17 protein-coding genes and 1 pseudogene are annotated in these 20,303 nt (G+C 70.7%); 5 read left to right on the plus strand and 13 right to left on the minus strand.

All coding sequences use genetic code 11. The features are described from left to right. Positions 1-39 precede the first annotated feature (39 nt). Genes BBJ41_RS05105 through BBJ41_RS05115 form a run of 3 tightly spaced genes read right to left on the minus strand, consistent with a single transcriptional unit; the run spans position 40 to position 2,572 of the window. The gene (locus BBJ41_RS05105; protein WP_069745589.1) at positions 40-495 is read right to left on the minus strand and encodes a DoxX family protein; all 456 of its coding nucleotides are present in this window, start codon (positions 493-495) and stop codon (positions 40-42) included. Position 496: 1 nt separating this feature from the next. Further along, positions 497-2,386 carry an amidohydrolase gene (locus BBJ41_RS05110; RefSeq protein ID WP_069745590.1) on the minus strand — a complete coding sequence of 630 codons (1,890 nt, stop codon included), beginning with the start codon at positions 2,384-2,386 and terminating at the stop codon, positions 497-499. 18 nt (positions 2,387-2,404) lie between these two features. Beyond that, positions 2,405-2,572 (minus strand): DUF1427 family protein, encoded by a 168-nt coding sequence (locus BBJ41_RS05115; protein ID WP_069745591.1) that lies wholly within the window; start codon positions 2,570-2,572, stop codon positions 2,405-2,407. 125 nt (positions 2,573-2,697) lie between these two features. Here BBJ41_RS05115 and BBJ41_RS05120 point away from each other — a divergent pair, with 125 nt between their 5' ends. Further along, a complete protein-coding gene (locus BBJ41_RS05120; protein ID WP_069745592.1) occupies positions 2,698-3,621 on the plus strand; it encodes a LysR family transcriptional regulator in 924 nt (307 codons plus the stop codon). 73 nt (positions 3,622-3,694) lie between these two features. Here the strand turns inward: BBJ41_RS05120 and BBJ41_RS05125 are convergent, their stop codons facing one another. Continuing rightward, a complete protein-coding gene (locus tag BBJ41_RS05125) occupies positions 3,695-4,381 on the minus strand; it encodes a hydrolase (RefSeq protein ID WP_069745593.1) in 687 nt (228 codons plus the stop codon). After that, a complete protein-coding gene (locus BBJ41_RS40215) occupies positions 4,362-4,658 on the minus strand; it encodes a hypothetical protein (RefSeq protein WP_156814743.1) in 297 nt (98 codons plus the stop codon). The genes BBJ41_RS05125 and BBJ41_RS40215 overlap by 20 nt, the downstream gene beginning before the upstream one ends. Here BBJ41_RS40215 and BBJ41_RS05130 point away from each other — a divergent pair. The 4 genes from BBJ41_RS05130 to BBJ41_RS05145 are packed head-to-tail and all read left to right on the plus strand — an operon-like array spanning position 4,657 to position 7,877. After that, positions 4,657-4,917, plus strand: a complete 261-nt coding sequence (locus tag BBJ41_RS05130; RefSeq protein WP_069747590.1) for a DUF1427 family protein — start codon at positions 4,657-4,659, stop codon at positions 4,915-4,917. The two genes, BBJ41_RS40215 and BBJ41_RS05130, sit on opposite strands and share 2 nt — an antisense overlap. A 25-nt stretch (positions 4,918-4,942) precedes the next feature. Further along, positions 4,943-6,523: a cation:proton antiporter gene (locus tag BBJ41_RS05135; protein WP_069745594.1), complete on the plus strand. Its 1,581-nt coding sequence runs from the start codon at positions 4,943-4,945 to the stop codon at positions 6,521-6,523. A 46-nt stretch (positions 6,524-6,569) separates the two neighbouring features. Beyond that, positions 6,570-6,962 carry an OsmC family protein gene (locus BBJ41_RS05140; protein ID WP_069745595.1) on the plus strand — a complete coding sequence of 131 codons (393 nt, stop codon included), beginning with the start codon at positions 6,570-6,572 and terminating at the stop codon, positions 6,960-6,962. 30 nt (positions 6,963-6,992) lie between these two features. After that, on the plus strand, positions 6,993-7,877 hold the full coding sequence (locus BBJ41_RS05145) for a pirin family protein (RefSeq protein ID WP_069745596.1): 885 nt from the start codon (positions 6,993-6,995) through the stop codon (positions 7,875-7,877). Between the two features lie 54 nt (positions 7,878-7,931). Here BBJ41_RS05145 and BBJ41_RS05150 read toward each other — a convergent pair whose 3' ends face one another. The 8 genes and pseudogenes from BBJ41_RS05150 to bcsZ form a co-directional block, all read right to left on the minus strand. Next, positions 7,932-8,129 carry a hypothetical protein gene (locus tag BBJ41_RS05150; RefSeq protein ID WP_069745597.1) on the minus strand — a complete coding sequence of 66 codons (198 nt, stop codon included), beginning with the start codon at positions 8,127-8,129 and terminating at the stop codon, positions 7,932-7,934. Beyond that, positions 8,111-9,673, minus strand: a complete 1,563-nt coding sequence (gene bcsG / locus BBJ41_RS05155) for a cellulose biosynthesis protein BcsG (RefSeq protein WP_069745598.1) — start codon at positions 9,671-9,673, stop codon at positions 8,111-8,113. The genes BBJ41_RS05150 and bcsG overlap by 19 nt, the downstream gene beginning before the upstream one ends. Before the next feature lie 27 nt (positions 9,674-9,700). Then, on the minus strand, positions 9,701-12,238 hold the full coding sequence (bcsA, locus tag BBJ41_RS05160) for a UDP-forming cellulose synthase catalytic subunit (protein WP_069747591.1): 2,538 nt from the start codon (positions 12,236-12,238) through the stop codon (positions 9,701-9,703). After that, positions 12,235-13,014, minus strand: coding sequence for a cellulose biosynthesis protein BcsQ (bcsQ, locus tag BBJ41_RS05165; RefSeq protein WP_069745599.1), 780 nt, complete (start codon positions 13,012-13,014; stop codon positions 12,235-12,237). Before bcsQ ends, bcsA begins: the two co-directional genes overlap by 4 nt. Then, positions 13,011-13,247 carry a hypothetical protein gene (locus BBJ41_RS05170; protein ID WP_069745600.1) on the minus strand — a complete coding sequence of 79 codons (237 nt, stop codon included), beginning with the start codon at positions 13,245-13,247 and terminating at the stop codon, positions 13,011-13,013. Before BBJ41_RS05170 ends, bcsQ begins: the two co-directional genes overlap by 4 nt. Further along, a pseudogene (gene bcsE / locus BBJ41_RS05175) lies at positions 13,244-15,219 on the minus strand (cellulose biosynthesis protein BcsE). The gene BBJ41_RS05170 and the pseudogene bcsE overlap by 4 nt, the downstream one beginning before the upstream one ends. A gap of 9 nt (positions 15,220-15,228) precedes the next feature. Continuing rightward, positions 15,229-19,098: a cellulose synthase subunit BcsC-related outer membrane protein gene (locus BBJ41_RS05180; protein WP_069745601.1), complete on the minus strand. Its 3,870-nt coding sequence runs from the start codon at positions 19,096-19,098 to the stop codon at positions 15,229-15,231. Further along, a complete protein-coding gene (gene bcsZ / locus BBJ41_RS05185) occupies positions 19,083-20,303 on the minus strand; it encodes a cellulose synthase complex periplasmic endoglucanase BcsZ (protein WP_069745602.1) in 1,221 nt (406 codons plus the stop codon). Before bcsZ ends, BBJ41_RS05180 begins: the two co-directional genes overlap by 16 nt.

Consider the following 20,303-nt stretch of genomic DNA (forward strand, 5'->3'; position numbering starts at 1 on the left):
ACGGGGTTTCCTTGTTGTTTCATCGAATGGTGCGGCAGGTCACGCACGGCTGTCGCCGGCCGGATGCTTCGCATCGGCGAGCACGGTCGCGAGCACGAGTGCGGCGATCAGCCCGAGATGCTCGAAAAAGCTGTTGAGCGCCATGAAACGTTCGGCGCCCGTGTGGTTCCAGAAATCGTTCGCCACCATCATCGCGACGAGCGTCAGCATGCCGAGGCTGCCGGCGCCGAGCCACGTGAAGCGGCGCAACACCACGCATAGCGAGCCGGCGATCTCGACCACGATCGCCAGCGCCGCCCAGAGCGCGGCCGGATGCAGGCCGAAATGCGCCTGCTCGGCAACCGCGCCGTCGAAGTCCAGCGCCTTCGCGACGCCGCCGATCAGATAGGCGGACACCAGCGCCAGACGCACGAGCGGCAGGACCCACGGCTGCGACAGCAGCGCGCGGATCCATGCCGGATTGCCGAAGCCGCCGGAATGGGTCGGGGCCGCCATGTCAGACCGCCCAGCACGAACAGCCGAACGCGCCCCAGAAGCCTTTCGCATCCGACGTCGGCAACGCGCGCCCCCACGCGCCCGCATGCGCATGACCGTGCACGTTGCAGGCGCTCGCGCAGCCGCACATCGCGGCGGCGGCCGCACGCTGCAGCGGTGCGCCGTTGCGTTGCGTCGCGCCCCAGCCGCCGTAGCCGCCGTATTCGCGCACCGGCGACCAGTCGGGCATCGCGGGCGGAATCGGCGCGTCATGCGGCGCGAACGGTCCCGCGCCCCATACGATCCTTCCGCCGACCACCGTCAGCAACGCGGTCGTATCGACGATATCGTCCTCCGCACAGGTGAAGAAATCGCGATCCGGGACCATCAGGTCGGCGAGCTGCCCGACCGCGATCCGCCCTTTCCTGCCTTCCTCGTTCGAGAACCAGGTCACGTACTCGGTCCACATGCGCAGCGCGGTTTCGCGATCGAGCAGGTTGCGCTGCGGATACATGCGCAGCCCGCCGATCGTCTTGCCCGTCACGAGCCACGCGAGCGACACCCACGGGTTGTACGACGCAACACGCGTCGCGTCGGTGCCGGCCGACACCTTGAGCCCCTTCTCGAGCATCTTCGCGACGGGCGGTGTCGCCTCGGCCGCCTGCACGCCGTAACGCTCGACGAAGTATTCGCCCTGGTACGCCATCCGGTGCTGCACCGCAATGCCGCCGCCGAGCGCCGCGATGCGGTCCATCGATTGCTCCGAAATGGTTTCCGCATGATCGAAGAACCAGTTCAGGCCCGCAAGCGGGATGTCCTTGTCGACCTTCTCGAACACGTCGAGCGCGCGGCTGATCGTTTCGTCGTAGGTCGCATGCATGCGCCACGGCCAGCGGTTCTGCGCCAGCACGCGCACGACGCCTTCGAGATCGTCCTCCATCTGCGCCGGCAGATCCGGGCGCGCAACGCGGAAGTCCTCGAAATCGGCGGCCGAGAACACCAGCATCTCGCCCGCGCCGTTGTGGCGGAAATAATCGGTGCCGTCGTGATACTTGACGCTCTTCGTCCAGTTCACGAAATCTTCCTTCTCGGCATTCGGTTTCTGCGTGAACAGGTTGTACGCGATCCGCACCGTCATCTCGCCCGCGTCGTGCAGCTTGCGGATCACTTCGTAATCGTCGGGATAATTCTGCGACCCGCCGCCTGCATCGATCACGCCGGTCACGCCGAGCCGGTTCAGCTCGCGCATGAAGTGGCGCGTCGAGTTGTACTGGTATTCGAACGGCAGCTTCGGTCCCTTCGCGAGCGTCGCATAGAGGATCGTCGCGTTCGGGTTCGCGAGCAGCAGGCCGGTCGGGTTACCCGCGGCGTCGCGCAGGATCGTGCCGCCCGGCGGCTCGGGCGTGTCCTTCGTATAGCCGACCACGCGCAGCGCCGCCGCGTTCAGCAACGCGCGGTCGTACAGGTGCAGGATGAACACGGGCGTATCGGGCGCGGCCGCGTTGAGCTCCTCGATCGTCGGCAGGCGCTTCTCGGCGAACTGGTGCTCGGTGAACCCGCCGACCACGCGCACCCATTGCGGCGCGGGCGTGATCGCGACCTGCCGTTTGAGCATCTCCATGGCGACGGCCAGCGAACGCACGCCGTCCCAGCGCAGCTCGAGGTTGTAGTTCAGGCCGCCGCGAATCACGTGCGTATGGTTGTCGATCAGGCCCGGCAGCACGGTACGGCCGTCGAGGTCGACAACCTTCGTCGCATGGCCGGCGAGCGGCATCACGTCCGCGTTGCCGCCCACCGCGACGAAGCGGCCGTCCTTGATCGCCACGGCGGTGGCGACGGGGTTCGCACGATCGAGCGTCGTGATGCGTCCGTTGTGCAGGATGAGATCCGGTTGAGTATCGGTTGCGCTCATGAAGTGTCCTCGATGCGGTCAGAAGCCGAGCCAGTGACGGACCGGAGCGATGGCCCCGGCGCCGAGCAGCATGCCGGCCAGGCCAACCAGTGCGATCAGCGGCGGTGCCGGCGAGCGCACCTTGATCACGCTGTACACGATGCCGATCAGCACGCCGGCACCCAATGAAAGTAGATACGATTCCATAACGTTTTTTCTCCCGGCCGGATTAGAATCACCGGTACCGCACGCACCGCCTTCGCGGTGCATCGCATCGGCGGCACGATCCGCTGCCGCCGAATCCGTTCGCTTGCCTGCCACCCGTTCCGACCATGCAACACCTTCCTGATCTCGAAGCCTGGGCCATCTTTGCGCGCGTCGCGGAGACCGGTTCGTTCGCGAAAGCCGCCGATCTCCTCGGCGTGTCGCAACCGACCGTATCGAAGGCCATCGCGCGCCTCGAAAAGCGCCTCGGCGCGATGCTGCTGTACCGCACGTCGCGCAAGCTGTCGCTCACGCCGACCGGCGAACTGCTGCGCGACCGCGCGATCCGCCTGCTCGCCGATGCGGAGCTGATCGAGAACGAAGCGTCCGCGCAAGCGCTCGAACCGCACGGCCTCGTGCGCGTGAACGCGCCGATGTCGTTCGGGCTGCGCCATCTGTCGCCGGTGCTGCCCGCGTTTCTCGAACGCTATCCGCGCGTCGACATCGACCTCGTGCTCACCGACCACATCGTCGACATCGTGTCCGGCGGCTTCGACGTCGCGATCCGCATCGCCGAGCTCAACGATTCGTCGCTGCGCTCGCGCAGGCTGTGCGCGGTGCGCCGGCCGCTCGTCGCCGCGCCCGCGTATCTCGACCGGCGCGGCCGCCCCACGCATCCGCGCGACATCGAGCAGCACGTGTGCCTCACCTACACGAACCTGCCGACGCCCGAACACTGGCGCTTCCGCCACCCGGCATCGGGCGAGGATTTCGGCGTGTCCGTGCACGGTCGCATTCGAACCAACAACGCGGACGTGATCCTCCCCGCGCTCGTCGCCGGCCACGGCCTCGCCCTGCAGCCCGAGTTCCTCGTGTGGGAAGCGATGCAGCGCGGCGAGCTCGAGGAAGTGATGAGCGACTGGAAGATCGCCGACATCAACGTCAACCTCGTCACGCCGCCCGGCATGCTGCGTGCCGCGCGCGTGACGGTGCTGCTCGACTTTCTCGCCGAGCACTTCTCGCACGCGCCGTGGGCGTTGCCCGCGGCCTGAATGCGCGGCGGCCGGCGGCAGACGATCGCCGCGGCCGCTCATCACGCCGGCCGCGGCGATCACGGCCGGCGCCTTACTTCGCCGGCACCGCCGCGAGCGATTCGTGCGGCGTCGCGGTGCGCTGCGCGGCCTTGTGGACCATCGTGTACGCGTAATCGACGCCCATCCCGTATGCGCCCGAATGCGCCTTCACGATCTCCATCACCGCGTCGTACGTCTCGCGGCGCGCCCAGTCGCGCTGCCACTCGAGCACGACCTGCTGCCACGTGACGGGCACCACGCCCGCCTGCACCATCCGCTGCATCGCGAAGTCGTGCGCGTCCTTCGACGTGCCGCCCGATGCGTCGGCCACCATGTAGATCTCGTAGTTGCCTTCGAGCATCGCGCACAGCGCGAAGGTCGTATTGCAGACCTCGGTCCACAGGCCCGCGACGATCACCTTCTTGCGGCCGTTCGCGGCAAGCGCGTCGCGCACCTTCTGGTCGTCCCACGAGTTCATCGACGTGCGTTCGAGCAGCGGCTGGTTCGGGAACACGTCGAGCAGCTCGGGGAAGGTATGACCGGAGAAACTCTCGGTCTCGACCGTCGTGATCGTGGTCGGCACGTTGAACGCCTTCGCGGCCTTCGCGAGCCCGACGACGTTGTTCTTCAGCGCCTGTCGATCGATCGACTGCACACCGAACGCCATCTGCGGCTGCTGGTCGATGAAGATCAGCTGGCTGTTCTGCGGAGTGAGTACTTCAAGCTTCGGATTGCTCATGGCGCGGGTCGTCCTTTGAACGAAAAAAGAGGGGCCTGCCTCGACCGTCGGAACGGGAGGAGCCGGAGATGCGTTGCGCCGGATCGTCATCCGGCTCGAAATATTTAATCCGCAAACGCGCGGCGCGAACACCCAAGAAACGGAATCGATCCGATTCCGGAATCGATGCCCGTTCGGGGCTACCCGCCCTTTTTTTCTTCACGCAAACCCGATACGCTTTCGGAACCTTGACGGCATGCCTGCGGCTGCCGATCCGCCACAACGGGACGCTCACCATGAAACCGTATTTCCTGTCGCTGCTCGCCGGCATCCTGGCCGGCGTCATCTACGGCGCGATCGGCGTGAATTCGCCGGCGCCGCCGATCATCGCGCTCCTCGGCCTGCTCGGCATGCTGGCCGGCGAACAGATCCTGCCGCTCGCGCGGCGGATGCTCGCGGGCCACCGGCTGAACACCGCGTGGCGCGACGCGCAGTGCAGCCAGCACATGTTCGGCGCGCTGCCGGGCGGCGCGCCGAACGACCGCAAGCCGTCATGACGCACATCATCGCCGCCGGCCGCGCATGACCAACGTCGAGCTGTTCCATTACCTGCTGCTGTTGATCTGCGGCGCGGGCGCGCTCACGTGGCTCGCCGAACGCATCTCGATTCCGCCGGCCGTCGTGCTGCTGCTCGGCGGCTGCGTGGTCGCGGTCGCCGGCAAGCGCGTGCCCGACATGGACCCGGCGCTGCTGCTTGCGGCCGTGCTGCCGCCGCTGCTGATGTCGAGCGGCTTCTACACCGCGTGGAAGGAGTTCCGGCAGGAGCTCGCGTCGATCGCATCGCTCGCGCTCGGCGCGGTGGTGTTTACGACCGTCGCGGTCGCGCTCGCCGTGCATGCGGCGAACCCGGCGCTGCCGTGGGCCGCGTGCTTCACGCTCGGCGCGATCGTGTCGCCGCCCGACGCGGTCGCCGCGAAGGCGATCCTGCAGCGCTACCCGCTGCCCGCGCGGCTCGTCGCGGTGCTCGAAGGCGAAAGCCTCGTCAACGATGCATCGGGCCTGCTGCTGTACCAGATGGCGGTGTCAGCCGCACTCGCCGTGTCGATCACGGCCGCGAGCGCCACCGGCCTGTTCTTCTCGCTCACGCTGATCGGCATCGCGGTCGGCCTCGCGTGCGGTCACGCGATGTGCTGGGTGCTGCCGCGTCTGCGGGACCCGATGCTCGGCATCGTCGTCACCTTCGCGATGGCGTGGGGCAGCTACGGGATCGCCGAAGCCGTCGACGGTTCGGGCGTGCTGTCGGTCGTGACCTGCGGCCTCGTGCTCGGCGTGCGCCAGCATCGCGTGTTCGACGCCGACATGCGGATCAAGGCGAAGGCGACGTGGGAAGCGATCGTGTTCGTGCTCGACGCGCTCGTGTTCATCCTGATCGGCCTCGCGCTGCACGCGATCCTCGCGCGCGTGAACCACGAAGGCGCGGTGCTGATGGCCGGCCTGCGCGTTGCGCTGCCCGCGACCGCCGCCGCGATCGGCGCGCGCATCGTGTGGGTGTTCGTCGCGATGTGGTTGCCGGGCCGCCTGCGCGCGCCGCGCGCGGGTCACGCGCCGTGGTCGTGGCGCGAGGCGATCGTGCTCGGCTGGTCGGGCATGCGCGGCGTCGTGAGCCTCGCGGCCGCGATCGCACTGCCGGGCAACTTCCCCGGCCGCGACCTGATCCTGTTCAGCACCTTCCTGCTGATCATCGCGACGCTCGTCGTGCAGGGCGGCACGCTCGCGCCGCTGATCCGCGTGCTGAAGCTGCGCCCGGCCGAGCGGCACACGATGTCCGAGCATGCGGTGCGCGCGCATACGTTCGGCGCGGCGCTCGCCGAACTCGACGCGCTCGAGCAGCGCGGGTCGACCCTCGAACGCCCGTCGCTCGACCGCCTGCTCGCCGAATACCGCAACCGCGTCACGTTCAACGAACGCGCGCACCGTCAGGGCGCCGAACCGGCCGACATGCGCACGCGGATGCTGCGCGTCGAACTCGAACTCGTCGGCGTGTCGCGCCAGGCGCTGCTCGACCTGCATCGCGACGGCAAGGTCGACGACACCGTGCTGCACCGGATCGAATCGGAGCTCGATTTCGAGGAACTGCGGCTGCAGCGGCTGCTCGAACCGTAACGTCCGGCCACGCCGCCGGCCCTCCCCCTTTCCCTATGGAACTGCAATGAGCGAACTGTCCGTCGAAGCGAGCATCGGCTCGGTCGATTACCTCGTCCACTTCAGCGATGGCGTCCACCAATGGCGCGCCGACGAACCGGCGCCGCTCGGCGGCGGCGACGCGGCACCGACGCCCGTCGCGCTGCTGCTGTCGAGCCTCGGCGCCTGCACCGCGATCACGCTGAAGATGTATGCGCAGCGCAAGGGCTGGCCGCTCGCCGAAGTGCACGTGAAGCTCGCGCACGAATCGGGCAACGCGGGCAGCACGATCGTGCGCCGCATCACGCTCGAAGGCGACCTGTCCGGCGAACAGCGCGAGCGCCTGCTGCAGATCGCGAACGCGTGCCCGGTGCACAAGATCCTCACGCACCCGATCACGATCGATACTGCAATCGCCTGACGCACCCCGCACGACCCAGAGATCCCCACCATGTCCGCCTCGATCAAGACCCTGCTCACGCCGCGCGAAAGCGACATCGGCAACCTCGTCGTGCGCCGCGTGTTGCCCGCGCGCGCCGCGCGGCTCGTCGGCCCGTTCATCTTCTTCGACGAGATGGGCCCCGCCGTGCTGCCGGCCGGCCGCGGCATCGACGTGCTGCCGCATCCGCACATCGGCCTGGCCACCGTCACCTACCTGTTCGACGGTTCGCTGATGCATCACGACAGCCTCGGCTTCCGGCAGAAGATCGTGCCCGGCGACGTGAACTGGATGACGGCCGGGCGCGGCATCGTGCATTCGGAACGCTCGCCCGACGAGGACCGCCCGCGCGAGCAGCCCGTGCACGGCATCCAGACCTGGGTCGCGCTGCCGGTCGAGCACGAGGACACCGCGCCCGCGTTCGTCCATCATGCAGCCGACACGCTGCCGTCGTTCACGCGCGACGGCGCGAGCGTGCGCGTGATCGCGGGCAGCGCGTTCGGGCTCACGTCGCCGGTCGACGTATTCTCGCCGACGCTCTATGCGTATGCCGAATTTGCGGCGGGCGGCACGCTCGCGCTCGATGCGGAGCACGACGAACGCGGCGTGTATCTCGTCGACGGCGACCTCACCCTCGACAGCACGCCGCTCGCCGCGGCGACGATGGCCGTGCTCGAACCCGGTGCGACCGTGGCGCTCGCGAGCGCGAACGGCGCGCGCGTGATGCTGCTCGGCGGCGCGCATCTGCCGGGCGAGCGTTTCATCGAATGGAATTTCGTGTCGAGCGAGCGTGCGAAGATCGACGCGGCGCGCGCGGCGTGGGCCGCGCAGACGTTCGGCAAGGTGCCGGGCGAAGAAAACGAATGGACGCGCCAGCCGGAACGCAAGGCGCAGTAAGCAGGTTCGCGCACAAGCAAAGGACGGCCGGCACGCATGCCGGCCGTCGTGCGTTTACCGCTTCAACCCCATCAGCTTCGCGAGCGTCGGCCAGCGGTCGAGCGACTCGATGAACGTGCGGCGCGCCTGCTCGTCGACGTACCGTTCAGGGTCGAGCGCGGGCAGATGCCGCGCGAGACCGAGCACGTCGTTCGGTTGCGACAGGCGATCGTCGTCGCTTTCGCCGGGAAGGATTACTGTTCGTCGATCCATACGCCGTCCGGAGTTTTCACCGCGTAACCCGCGGCCGTCTGCATCGTCACCGTGCCCTCGTTCTCGCCCACCATCCGCGTGCGCGGCAGGTCGGCCGCGTATTGCGCAAGCGTCGTGCCCGGCTTGAACGGGCTGTTCGACACGAGGTTCGACAGCAATTGCGCGAGCGCGAGGAAGCTGGTCGGCTGCTCGATCACGGTCGTCGCGCCGTGGTTGCCGGTGAAGCCGACGAGCCGCACGCCGACCGGCCCGTGCACGACGCGCGGCGTCGGGATCTCGCGCAGGCCCGCAACCTGGTTCTTGTCGCCGCGCAGCGCGGCGCCGTGCTCGGGCACGAACACGATCACCGCGCGCCGGCCCGATTGCGCGATCAGGTCGGCGAGACGGTCGAAGTCGCCCATCAGCTTCGTCGCACGCTGCGGATACGAGTCGATGCTCGTCAGCGAACTGCCGACCACGCGGTTGCCGTCGTGCAGGCTGATCGTGTTGTAGTACAGCGCGACAGGCCCCTGCACCGAAGCGCGCTGCGCATACCAGTTCGCGAGCGTGCCGTAGTCGTCCTTGATCGGGGAGCCGTCGAACGCATGCATCGCGACGGGCGCGGCCGCGTTCGAGATCATCGGCGCGCCGGCCGCGCCGATGTTGTCGTGAATCACCTGCAGGAAGTTGTCGAAGTGGCCGTCGTGGTTCAGCAGCGACTGCACCGTGTAGCCGGCGCCCGCGAGTTGCGCGAACAGCTGGCACTGCTGCGGCGCGGGCTTGTACAGGTCCGCGTGCGCCTCCTGTCCGCAGCTCGCGCGCAGCACGCGGATCGCCGCCGGGCCGCTGTAGCTCGCGGCCGTGCTGAAGTTCGTGAACAGGTAGTCGAAGTGGCTCAGCATCGGGTGATTGCGCACCTTCGCGGCATCGAGATCGTCCCACGACAGCGAGCAGACGTGCAGCACGATCACGTCGAACTGCGCGGCCGGATCGTTGCCGAGATGGCCGAATGCAACCTGCCGCTGCGACTCCTGCGCGCGGAACGTCGCGAGCGCGGCGTTGTGGTCCTCGGGCTGGTCGGCGCGCCCCATCGTCGTGCCCGGCGCGTTCGCCTGTTGCGTGGCCGGCGCGACGACGCGCGCCATCAGGCCGCTGCCGGCCTGCCACAGCGGCATCACGACCAGCACGGCCAGCACGAACGTCGCGACGCGCAGCCGGCGATTGACGATGAAGTAGACGATCAGCGCGCCGGCCACCGTCAGCAGCAGCACGGGCGGCAGCAGGCGCGGCAGCAGCTCCATCCAGTAGTCGAGACGGAACGTGCTCATTTCGCGCGCGGCCTCGGCGAGGCGCGCGAGCGGCGGCGCATGCATCTCGCGCGCGAGCAGCGGCACCGCGATCGCGATCGCCGCGACCTGCCGCACGATGCGCCACGCGCGCCGCCGGATCGGCGCGCTCGCCGCGAGCGCCACCGCGAACGCGAGGTTCGCGAGCCACAGCGGCTGCAGGTGCCCGGTCGCGAACAGCGCGAACTTCAGGATGAAATACAGATTCCAGAACGTCATCTAACCCACTCCATGATGAGCGCCGCGTCAGTCGCGCGCCCGATCGAGCTTCGGCGCCAGCATCGACTGCAAGCCGCGCGCCGCACCCTTCCACATCCGCACATAACCTTCCACGCCCACGCGCAGCACTTCCTTCAGCCCGCCGAGCGGCGTGTCGACCCGCTCGCCTTCGTGCCAGTCGAGCCACGCATCCGCACGGCCGAACGTGCACTGCACGAGCTGGCGCTCCTGTTCGAGCGTCAGCGCCTCGAAACTCAGGCCGACGTGCGTCGGCGTCACGCGGCTCACGCGCACCGGGAACGGGAACGGCCGATCGCCGCGCGTCACGCACACCGTCAGCGTGTCGCCGACGGCGAGCGGCAGCCCCGGCACGGCTTCGAGGCCGAGGCCGCCGGTCGAGTAGTCGCTCGTGAAGCACGCGGCCGTCGAGCCGTCGGCGAGCAGCAGCGTGGCCGGCACGCGCATCGCGATCCGGTGCGTGACGCGCACCTGCTTGGTCTCGCGCGCCACCGCCAGCGCCGCGCCGAGCATCGCGAGGTTGTAGACGGTCCAGCCGAGCGTGATCAGGATCGTCGACGCCTCGTCGCCCTGGTCGGCCACGAGCCGCCACAGGCCGGCCGCGATCGCGAGCACGTTCAGCCCGAACAGCACGAGATACGGCTTCGACGTCGACCAGTCGACGTAGCCTTCGTCGATCTTGCCGCCCTTGTCGGTCACGTTGAACTTGCCGTGCTTCGGGCTGAAGAACGCGACGGTGGTCGGCAACGCGATGTACCACGCGAGCACCGATTCGTAGACCTCAGCCCAGAACGAATGGCGGTAGCGCCCCTGCATCCGCGAGTTCGCGACGTTCGCGAGCACGAGATACGGAATCACGTAGCTCGCGAGCGCGAGCGCCGACGCGTTGATGAAGTACAGGTGGAAGAACAGGTACGCGAGCGGGATCGTCAGGAACACCAGCCGCGGAATCCCGTAGAAGAAGTGCAGCATCGCGTTGCCGTAGCAGATCCGCTGGATGAGGCCGAGCCCGCGCCCGAGAAACGGGTTGTCGATGCGGAAGATCTGCGCCATCCCCCGCGCCCAGCGCGTGCGCTGCTTCACGTGGCCCGCGAGGCTTTCGGTCGCGAGGCCGGCCGCCTGCACGGTCGGCAGGTACGCGGACGTATAGCCGCGCCGGTGCAGCTTGAGCGCCGTGTGCGCATCCTCGGTCACGGTTTCCACCGCGACGCCGCCGACCTCCTCCAGCGCGCTGCGCCTGAGCACCGCGCACGAGCCGCAGAAGAACGTCGCGTTCCACAGGTCGTTGCCCGACTGCACGAGCCCGTAGAACAGGTTGCCCTCGTTCGGGATTTCGCGGAACGTGCCGAGGTTGCGCTCGAACGGATCGGGCGAGAAGAAATGGTGCGGCGTCTGCACGAGCGCACACTTCGGGTCGCGCAGGAACACGCCCATCGTCGTCTGCAGGAACGAGCGGGTCGGCACGTGATCGCAGTCGAAGATCGCGATGTATTCGCCGTGCGTCTTCGGCAGCGCGCGGTTGATGTTGCCGGCCTTCGCGTGGCGGTTGTCGTCGCGTGTCAGGTAATCGATGCCCGCTTCGGCCGCGAACGCCGCGAACTCGGGGCGCCGGCCGTCGTCGAGCAGGTAGACGCGCAGCTTCGCGCTCGGCCAGTCGATGCTCTGCGCGGCGAACACCGTCGGCTTCACGACCGACAGCGGCTCGTTGTAGGTCGGGATGTAGATGTCGACGCTCGGCCAGGTGTCGGGATCGTCGGGCAGCGGCACGATCGGCCGGTCGAGCGGCCACGCGGTCTGCACGAAGCCGAGCAGCAGGATCATCCACGTATAGGCTTCGGCGCCGTACAGCAGGTAGCCGGCGACCGCCTCGACCGGGCCGCGGAAGTCGAGCGTCTGGGTCGTGCGCCACCACACGTAGCGCACCGTCGCGAGCAGCGCGAGCGATGCGAGCGCGAGCGTCGGCAGGTGGCCCGGCAAGCGGCGCAGCGCGAGCGCCAGCACCGCCACGATTGCGAAGAACGCGAACTGCGCGCCGGGCATCAGCGGCGACATCCCGGCCGCGGCCCACAGCACCGCGCCGGCCACGAGCAGCAGCGGCGCGAGCCAGCGGCGCCGGCCGACGCCGTTCGCGCGCGCGTCGAGCCAGCCGCCCCAACGCACCCACGGCAGGCGTTCGAGCATCGCATTGACGCGCCGGCCGACCGCGCGCCCCGCCACGTAGACCGGCACGACGTACTTGTCGAACCACGCGAGCGGATCGCGCGCGGGCCGGCCATCGGCCGCGCGCGGCGCGCGCACGATCGAGCGCCACAACCATTCGCGCACGCTGAGCGGCTGCAGCACGCCCCACTCGTGCGCGAGCCGCACGAACGCGACGCGTGCCCAGCGGCGCGCATGATCGGACCGGCCGGGCGGCGGTGCATGGAAGAACAGCCGCACGAGCCAGTCGAGCAACGTGCGCTCCGCCGGCAGCCCGATGCCGCGCGCAACCCAGTCGGTCGCTCGGCGGCCGAGCGCGCGCAGTCGCGGCGCGAAGGCGGCCTTCATCGCGCGGCTCCCGTGCGGCCCGCCGCGGCCGCCGCCAGCCACGCATCGACCCAGTTCGCGATGCCGTTCAGGTCGTGCGATGCCTGCGAATACGGCGCGTCGTCGAAGATCCAGCTGCCGCGCGCGAGCGCTTCGGGCACGGCCGCGTCGACGTGAATCCGCTGCTCGAGCATCGAGGCGGGCCCCGCGACCGCGCGCAGCATCGCGAGCGCGTCGCGCTGCATGTCGCGCGCCGGGTTGAGCCGGTTCACGACGATCTGCAACTCGCCGCCGCCGGCCCGGAGCGCACCGAGCCGCGCGGCCACCGTCGCGCAGGCGGCCGGCTCCGGCGGCACGACGACGAGCGTCAGGTCCGCGCGGCGAATCGCCTGCTCGGCCTGCGGCGACGGATAGCGCGCGGTGTCGACCAGCACGACGCCGTCGGCCGGCAGCGCGATCTCGTCGAGCGCGCGCGACAGCCACGCGGAATCGCTCGCGAGCCGCGCGTCGCACGCGAACGCGCCGGCCGCGTCGAGCTGCCCATACGGCACGAACAGCACGCCGTCGGCATTGCGCCACGTATGCGCGTGCCACGGCTCGGCGCCGCCGAGCACGCTCTGCGCGAGGCCGTGTTCGGCCAGCGAGTCGAGGCCGAGCGTCGCGCCCATCAGGTTCTGCGCATCGAATTCGACGGCGACGACCGGCCGGCCGCGGCGCGCGAGCAGCACCGCGAGCGCGGCGGCGAGCGTCGTGCGGCCCGCGCCGCCCGTCGTCGACGTAATGGCGATCGTCTTCATCGCGCCGCCTTGTCGTCACGACTGTCGCGATCGTCGCGACCGGTGAGCTCCACGCCGGGCAGCAGCCGCCCGCGCAGCGCGACCGGCACGAGTTCGCACGGCACCGCGTCGCGCCGGTCGATCCCGCGCGGCGCATGGAAGCCGCGGCCGATGCCGAGGTGCTGCGCGACGATCCACACCGGCACCGCGATCGCGATGCCGACGATGAAACCGATGACGAGTTCGGCGATCATGCGCCCTCCGGATTGCGCAGCGGCATCGCGCTGCGGACGGCGCCGCGCGCACGCGCGGCGGGAATGACGGGATGCGGGGCCGGTGCGTCGGCGGCGAGATCCGCGAGCGCCGGCGTCGCACCGATCGCGTCGAGCGAGACGATGGTATCGATCGCGTCGATCGCGTCGCTCACCTCGCGCGCGTCAGGCAGCGCCGCGCCGGAATCGGCGCGCGCAGCCGATGTGCGTGCCGCACCGGCCGGCTGCGCGACCGCGAACAGGTCGCTGTAGTCGGCGATCGGCGCGCGCCGGTTCTCGGCCTTCAGCGCATCGAGCTCCGAGTCGATACTGCCCTGCCCGAGGCACACCACGCGATCGGACAGCGTGTCGACCGGCACGTCGAAAATCCGCCCGAGCGCGTCGTCGGCGTCGACCGGCTCGCACGCGAACAGGAACACGTACAGGTGCCCGGCATCGGCCGTCACGACGTCGCCCGCGCGGCGCGGCCGGCAATGCCGCAGCGCGTCGACGTGCGACACGCCCGGCAGCAGCGTGATTTTCGCGAGCGTGTGCGGCAGCGCGAGCACGGCGCCGCGATCGAGCACCGCGCGAATCCGCAGGCAGAAGGCGCCGACCGGCAGATAACCGAGTACCGAATCGCCGAGCGCGGCCGCGAGCGCCGCGCGATAGTCGGGCGCGACGGGCCGCGCATAGAGCTGGCCGCGCAGCGCATGCACGGCCGCCTGCATCCGCGACACCGGCAGGTCGCGCGCGACCACGCGGTTCGCGCCGACGCTCAGCACGAGCATCTCGAACTGCTGGCGCAGCACCTCGCCGCGCTCGACGATCGCGATCTTCAGCGCGCCGCCGCACTGCCGGCGCAGCGCGTGTACGTCCGCGCACAACGCCTCGAGTTGCGCATGCGAGCGGAATGCGAGCACCGCGGTCGCGGCCTGGGCGTGCGCGCAGGCTGCGACGACGGCCGCGTTGTCGTCGACGATTTCCCAGTCGCCGGGTACGCGGTTCGTGCCGTCGAGCACCGCGCGGCTGACGACGACGCGATCCTCGTCGCTCGCGAGCTTCATCCGGTTCGCCGGCTCGGTCGCGCCGCCGTCGACGCTCGCCGACAGCCGGCCGCCCGGCGCAAAGCGCAGCGGACGCACCTCGCCGGCCGTGAGCGTATCGCCCGCGCGCCAGAAATCGACGATCCACAGCAGTTCGCCGTGCGTGCGCTGCAACTGCGCGACGCCCGAACAGATGCCATGAAAACCGCTGCGCGGCGTGCGATTCGCATCGCGCACGAGCGGCGGATCGTCGGTGAGCGCGTCGGCGCCCGCGCGGGCCGCTTCGGGATCGAGCAGCAGCACGAGCGCGATCCGGCGCGTGCGGCACCAGTCGGCAAGCGCGTGCGCTTCCTCCGCGAGCGCGACCGGGTCGTCCCAGCTGAACCAGCGCTGCGCACCTTCGACGAAATACAGCGAGCGCGCGCGAAAGCCGTAGCGCTTCATCGCGCGCAAGCCGCCCGTCAGTCGCGCGAACGGGCCCGGCGCCGCGCGGCGCGGCGCGGCGCATTGCCGACCGCGCCGGGCGCACCGTCGTCGCCCGCCGGCTCGGCCGTCGTCGGCATGGCCAGCACGTTCAGGTTGCGCGGCCAGCCGGCCGGCTGCGCGCCGCCCGCGAAACCGCGCGCCTGCATCTGTTCGGCGATGCGTGCGGCATCGCGCGCGAGCACGACCGTCACGTCGCGCGTGCGCGCCTGCCGCACGCTCTCCCACACGAGCGTGTCGCACGCCGGCGTGCCGCCGGCCGCGTAGATCGCGTACAAGCCGCCCGCTTCCAGTTGCGTCCAGGCATCGGGCAAGCCGTCGATCGCGAGCCGGCTCAGCGTGCCGATGCGGCCGCCGGCCGGCCCCATGCGCAGCAGCGCGCGCAGGCGGCCCAGCAGGCCGGCGGCGCCGAACGCGGGGCGGGTGGCATCGATTTCCGTATTCACGACGTTCCCCTAATAATCCGAATAAAGCCGCACCGGCGTCGGCGTGACGAGCCAGCTGCGCGGCGCCCGCGCGTCGAACGCATAGCGCAAATACACCAGCGCCGAACTCGGCGCGTAGTCGTGCGACCGGTCGATATGCAACTGTGCGCCGACGCTCAGGTGCGGGTTCACGCGGTACTCGACGATGCCGTTCACGCCATACGAGAACGACACGCCGCGCGTCGAGCTGCCGCCATACACGAGCCCCGCGAGCGCATCGGCCGACTTCAGCCCCGAACCCGGCACGCCGATCGGGAAATACGGCGTATCGCGCTCGTAGCTGTTCGAAATGCCGCCCGTCACGGTCAGGTCCCACGACAGCGCATCGATGCGGCCGGCCCACTCGACCGGCACGCCGAGCGACAGGTAGCGCTGCGGGCTGTAGTAGCCGCCCTGCCCGTACGTGTAGTAGCGCAGGTTCTGCGCGTAATGCCACGCGCTGCCGACGAGGCCCGTGCTCACGCGCATCGTCGCGCGCTCGTACACGGGCATCGTGAACCCCGTGCGCAGCGTGACTTCCGCGTTGCGCTCGACGTTGCGGCCGGACAGCACGCCCGCGCCGAGTTCCGCGAACAGATTCGCGCGGCCGACGTCGACCGACGCGCGCAGGTTCACGCCGTCGCGCCGCACGCCGCCCCATACCGCGCCCGTCCACGGATCGCGAAAACCCGCATACGACAACACGCTGCTCGTTTCCGGCCGCCGCGACGCGTTCACCGTGAAGCTCGCGGGGCCCGCGTCGAACCGGTAGCGCAAGCCGCCGACGACGTACTGCACCGGGAAGCCGAGCGGCGACGTGCCGACGTCGAAGCGCCACGCGTCGTTCTTGTAGCCGGCGCCGACCGCGACGCCCGTGGCCGACTGGTGCAGCGAGCCCGGCGGGTTCGCGGCCGGCGCGCTCAGCGCCGGGTAGAAGCCGAACGTGTTGAGCGGATACGCCGTCTTGTCGGCCGTGTCGAGCGTGCCGGCATCGAGATGCACGGTGTCGATCTGCAGGAACGCGTGCCCGTCGTAGCGCACCGGCAACTGCATGTAGACGGGCACTTGCTGCGCGCGATACGACGACAGGCCCGCGTCGCCCGACTTGTACGCGGGCATCCAGCCGGTCTCGATCTCGGGGTTGCGCCGCTGCTCCAGCTCCGCGAACGCGGCTTGCGCGGGCGTCAGGCCGTCGCGGCCCGGGCTCACGCCCGTCGCGCGTTCCTGCGACTGCGACAGCCGGTACAGCGACGCCGCGTCGTCGTAGCGGCCCTGCGTTTCGGCCACGCGCCCGGCCGCGACCGTCACGTCCGCGCGCGCCGGATACGCGGCGTGCAAGCGGTCGGTCACCTGCGCGGCCTCGTCCGGGCGGCGCAACGCGTTCAACCGGCGCACGGCCGACAGTTGCGTGTCGACGTCGTCGTCCGGCGTGTGCGCGAGCACGGCCTGCACGCGCGCGAGCGCCGCCGCGCGATTGCCGCTGTCCTCGTCGATCCGCGCGAGCGCGAGCTGCGTATCGGCATCGTCCGGCATGCGTGCGACGACCGGTGCGAGCGCGTCGCGCGCCGCATCGTAATGCCCCTGCGCACGTTCGAGATCGGCCCGCTCGAGCGCGTAGCGCTTGTCCGCGCGGCCGGCCGGGCTCGCGCGACCGAGCAGCGTGCGCGCCTGTGCGTAGTCCTGCCGCGCGATCGCGTCGTCCGTCTGCCGCAGCACGAGCCGCAGCGACTGGTCCTCGAGCCGCGCCATCTGCGCGGGTGTCAGCGACGGTTCGCGGCGCAGCGCGTCGAGCCACGCGGCAAGCGCGTCGTCGCGCCCCGCACTGCCGAGCAGGTCGCCGTAACGCAGCCGCACGTCGACATCGGCTTCGCCCGGATGCGCGGCGATCCAGTCGCGCAACGGCGCGAGGCCGCGCTCGGCTTCGCCCGCGTCGATCCACTGCGCACCGACCGCGGCGAGCATGTCGGGATCGTCCGGCGCGCTCGCCTGCGCATGCGCGAGCGAGGCGGCGAATGCCGCGCGGTCGCCGCGCCCGAGCGCCACGCGCGCATCGGCCAGCGTGCTTTCGGCGTCGAGCTTGCGCGCGAGCGCGCGCATCCCGTCCGAGCGGTGCGCGTCGTCGACCGGCGCGAGCGCGGCCTGTGCGCCCGCGACGTCGTCGAGCGAGTTGCGGTACAGCGCGGTCGCATAGCGCATCTCGGGCGTGTCGCTTTGCGCGAGCCCGTCGTCCATCACCGTGCGGCCGAGCTGCGGCAGCCCCATGTCGCGATACAGGCGCGCGAGCGCGAAGCGCGTCCACGGCGCGTCGGGCGCCGCGCGCACGGCCGCCTCGTAGCGTTGCGCGGCGGGCCCGCGTTCGCCCTTGTCGGCGAGTGCGCGCGCCTGGTTCGCGAGCAGGTCGGCACGCAGGCCGTCGAGCGCGCGGCGATCGTCGCGGCCCGTCACGCGTCCTTGCAGCGCGTCGAGCAGCGGGCCGACCCGGTCCGCGCGGCCGGTGTTTTCATACAGCAGCGCCGTGCCGCGCACGGCCGACAGGTTCGGCGAACGCGCGGCCAGCAACTCGCGCAGCAACGGCTCCGCGCGTGCCCAGTCGCGCTGCGCGAGCAACGCGTCGGTGAGCTGCAGCTTCGCGTCCGGGCTGTTCGGCTGCATCGCGAGTGCCGCGCGCGCCATGCGCTCGGCGTCCTGCGGCCGGCCTGCTGCGGCGGCCGCGCGGCCTTGCGCGAGCAGGCCCCAGAACTGCGCGGTGCGCGCGAGACTCTGCCACTTGCCGCGCTGGTCGGTCGCGAGCGTCGCGGCCCGCGCGAACAACGCGCGCGCTTCGTCGTGCCGGCCTTCGCGCAGGCGCAACAGGCCGAGCCCGCCGACCGCGTCCGCGTCGTCGGCCCGCGCGCGTGCGGCGCGGGCAAGCAGCGGATCGGCGGCGGCCAGGTCGCCGCGCGCGAGCGCCTGCAGGCCGCGTTGCTGCGCGATGTAATCGGGATCGCGTTCGAGCCGGCGCTGGGCATCGCGCTGACTGTCCAGTTCGGCCGCGCGGCCGCGGAATTCGGTGTCGTCCGGCACGAGCGCGAGATACGCGTGCAGCGCATCGAGATACGCGGGATCGCTGCCGGCCGCCTGCAGCACGCGCCGCCATAGCGACATCGCCTCCGTATGGTCGGTGTCGTCCCGTTTCGCGAGCGACCATGCGATCCGGTTCGCCTCCGCACGCGTGTCGCTGTGCTGGTTCAGCAGCCGCGCGAGCGCCATCGCGGCACTCGTGTCCTGCGGATCGGCCGCGATCCGGCGGCGCAGTGCGGCAACCGCCGACTCGCGTCCGCCCGGCGCATTCGCGACGATCTCGTAATACTCGGCGCCGAGCGCGCCCGACGGCGCGCCGTTCGGAAACAGCGCGACGATGCGCCGGGCCGCCTCATCGGAACGGCCGCTGCGCGCGAGCAGGCGGATCTGCGCCATGTCGCCGCGACCGCTCGTCGCGACGCGGTATTCGTCGGCCACCTGCCGCGTGGCGGGCGCGCCGGGCGACTGCGCCTGCAGGCGAGCGAGTGAGGCCTGTGCGCCTTTCGCGTCGCCGAGCCGCAGCAGCACGCGCACCTGCTCGGCGAGCAGTTCGGTGTCGCCCGGCGCGATCAGCAGCCCCTTGCGCAGCGCATCGCGCGCAAGGTCGTCGCGATGCTTGACGCCCCACATCCGCGCGGTGTCGAGCTGGCGCTGCGCGTCGGCGGAAACGGAGGTCGCCGGCGCGGCGGCTTTCGGCAGCGTCGCATCGGAAGCCGCGCCCGGCGCCGCCGCGCACACCGACGACGCGAGCCACGCGAACCCCGCGACATGCGGCGCGGCGCGCTTCAGCGGGCGGCGCACGAGCGGCCTCCCCAGCGTGCGTCGAGCGAGCCGTCCGCGCCGAACCGGTAGCGCCCGTCGCGCCAGCCGAGACCGAACAGCGTGAGCACGCTCGTGTAATAACCGGGCGCCGACTGGCGCGCGAGCGTATCGACGCGGGCGGCTTGCGCATCCGCGAGCGCGCGCTGGCCGCGCGCGTCGAGGAACGGCACGGCCGCCGCCGAGAAACCGGCGTTGCCGTCGTTCGGCCCCGCGACGCCCGTCGTCGTATCGACCTTCTCCGGCGGCGCGCCATGCGCGGCGATGTGTTCGGCGAACGGCGCGAAACGCGCGAGCAGCGGCGCGGCGAGCGGATCGGCGCGATCGAGCATGCCGGCCCACAGGTACACGCGGATCGCGTTGTACGCGCTCTCCGCGTGCGTCTCCAAGTCCGGCCCGAAGCCGGTGCCCGCGCGATACAGCGCCCAGTCGGGCGAAAAACCCTTCGGCGCCGTGTCGAGCAGCACGCGCCCGGTGCTGGAGGCCAGCGCGGCCCAGCGCCGGTCGTCGGGCAGGCGCGCGCCGAGCGCACGGATCACCTGCGGCGGCGAATAGCTCGGGTTCACGCGCCACTGGCCGTCGGGCAGCCTGAATCCGGTCGGCCCCGGCAACAGCGTGATGCCGAGGCCCGGCACGCTCGCCGTCTCCTCGTCGAGCACGCGCTTCGCGAGCAGCGCGCCGCGCGCCGTATAGCTGCGCTCGTGCCACAGCCGCCCGGCTTCGACGAGTGCATAGGCGATCCATAGATCGGCATCCGACGCCGCGTTGGCGTCGAGCACGCGCCACGCGCCGTCCGGCGCGCGGCCCCAGAGCCATGCCGGCAAATGCGCGCTCAGGTCGCCCTGCGCGAGGTTGTTCTCGGTCCATGCGAGGATCGTGTCGAACATGCGCCGGTCGTTCGCGACCAGCGCGAAGAAAAGCCCATACGCCTGCCCCTCCGACACCGTGCGTGAATCGGCCGAGCCGACGTCGATCACGCGGCCGTCAGCCGAGATGAAATCGCGCTTGAACGCATCCCAGCGCGGCCAAGCCGCGCTGCATCCCGCGTCGCCCGCGTCGGCTCCCGCCGCCTGCGCGCGAGCGGCCATGCCGGCCGCCGCGCACGCCAGCGCAATCGTCAGCGCGAATGCCGCGCCGACGCGCCGCGCCGGCTGCGTTGCCCGTCGCTTCGCCATAACCCGCGCCAT

The organism is Burkholderia stabilis (assembly GCF_001742165.1).
Classification (GTDB): Bacteria; Pseudomonadota; Gammaproteobacteria; order Burkholderiales; family Burkholderiaceae; genus Burkholderia; species Burkholderia stabilis.

What these genes read in the sequence shown, in the direction of transcription:
- bcsG (WP_069745598.1), bottom strand. Translation starts at nt 9,673, where the DNA reads ATGACGTTCTGGAATCTGTATTTCATCCTGAAGTTCGCGCTGTTCGCG.
- BBJ41_RS05125 (WP_069745593.1), bottom strand. Translation starts at nt 4,381, where the DNA reads ATGAGCAATCCGAAGCTTGAAGTACTCACTCCGCAGAACAGCCAGCTG.
- BBJ41_RS05120 (WP_069745592.1), top strand. Translation starts at nt 2,698, where the DNA reads ATGCAACACCTTCCTGATCTCGAAGCCTGGGCCATCTTTGCGCGCGTC.
- BBJ41_RS05115 (WP_069745591.1), bottom strand. Translation starts at nt 2,572, where the DNA reads ATGGAATCGTATCTACTTTCATTGGGTGCCGGCGTGCTGATCGGCATC.
- BBJ41_RS05135 (WP_069745594.1), top strand. Translation starts at nt 4,943, where the DNA reads ATGACCAACGTCGAGCTGTTCCATTACCTGCTGCTGTTGATCTGCGGC.
- BBJ41_RS05140 (WP_069745595.1), top strand. Translation starts at nt 6,570, where the DNA reads ATGAGCGAACTGTCCGTCGAAGCGAGCATCGGCTCGGTCGATTACCTC.
- bcsZ (WP_069745602.1), bottom strand. Translation starts at nt 20,303, where the DNA reads ATGGCGCGGGTTATGGCGAAGCGACGGGCAACGCAGCCGGCGCGGCGC.
- BBJ41_RS05150 (WP_069745597.1), bottom strand. Translation starts at nt 8,129, where the DNA reads ATGGATCGACGAACAGTAATCCTTCCCGGCGAAAGCGACGACGATCGC.
- bcsA (WP_069747591.1), bottom strand. Translation starts at nt 12,238, where the DNA reads ATGAAGGCCGCCTTCGCGCCGCGACTGCGCGCGCTCGGCCGCCGAGCG.
- BBJ41_RS05145 (WP_069745596.1), top strand. Translation starts at nt 6,993, where the DNA reads ATGTCCGCCTCGATCAAGACCCTGCTCACGCCGCGCGAAAGCGACATC.
- BBJ41_RS05105 (WP_069745589.1), bottom strand. Translation starts at nt 495, where the DNA reads ATGGCGGCCCCGACCCATTCCGGCGGCTTCGGCAATCCGGCATGGATC.
- BBJ41_RS05130 (WP_069747590.1), top strand. Translation starts at nt 4,657, where the DNA reads ATGAAACCGTATTTCCTGTCGCTGCTCGCCGGCATCCTGGCCGGCGTC.
- BBJ41_RS05170 (WP_069745600.1), bottom strand. Translation starts at nt 13,247, where the DNA reads ATGATCGCCGAACTCGTCATCGGTTTCATCGTCGGCATCGCGATCGCG.
- BBJ41_RS05110 (WP_069745590.1), bottom strand. Translation starts at nt 2,386, where the DNA reads ATGAGCGCAACCGATACTCAACCGGATCTCATCCTGCACAACGGACGC.
- bcsQ (WP_069745599.1), bottom strand. Translation starts at nt 13,014, where the DNA reads ATGAAGACGATCGCCATTACGTCGACGACGGGCGGCGCGGGCCGCACG.
- BBJ41_RS40215 (WP_156814743.1), bottom strand. Translation starts at nt 4,658, where the DNA reads ATGGTGAGCGTCCCGTTGTGGCGGATCGGCAGCCGCAGGCATGCCGTC.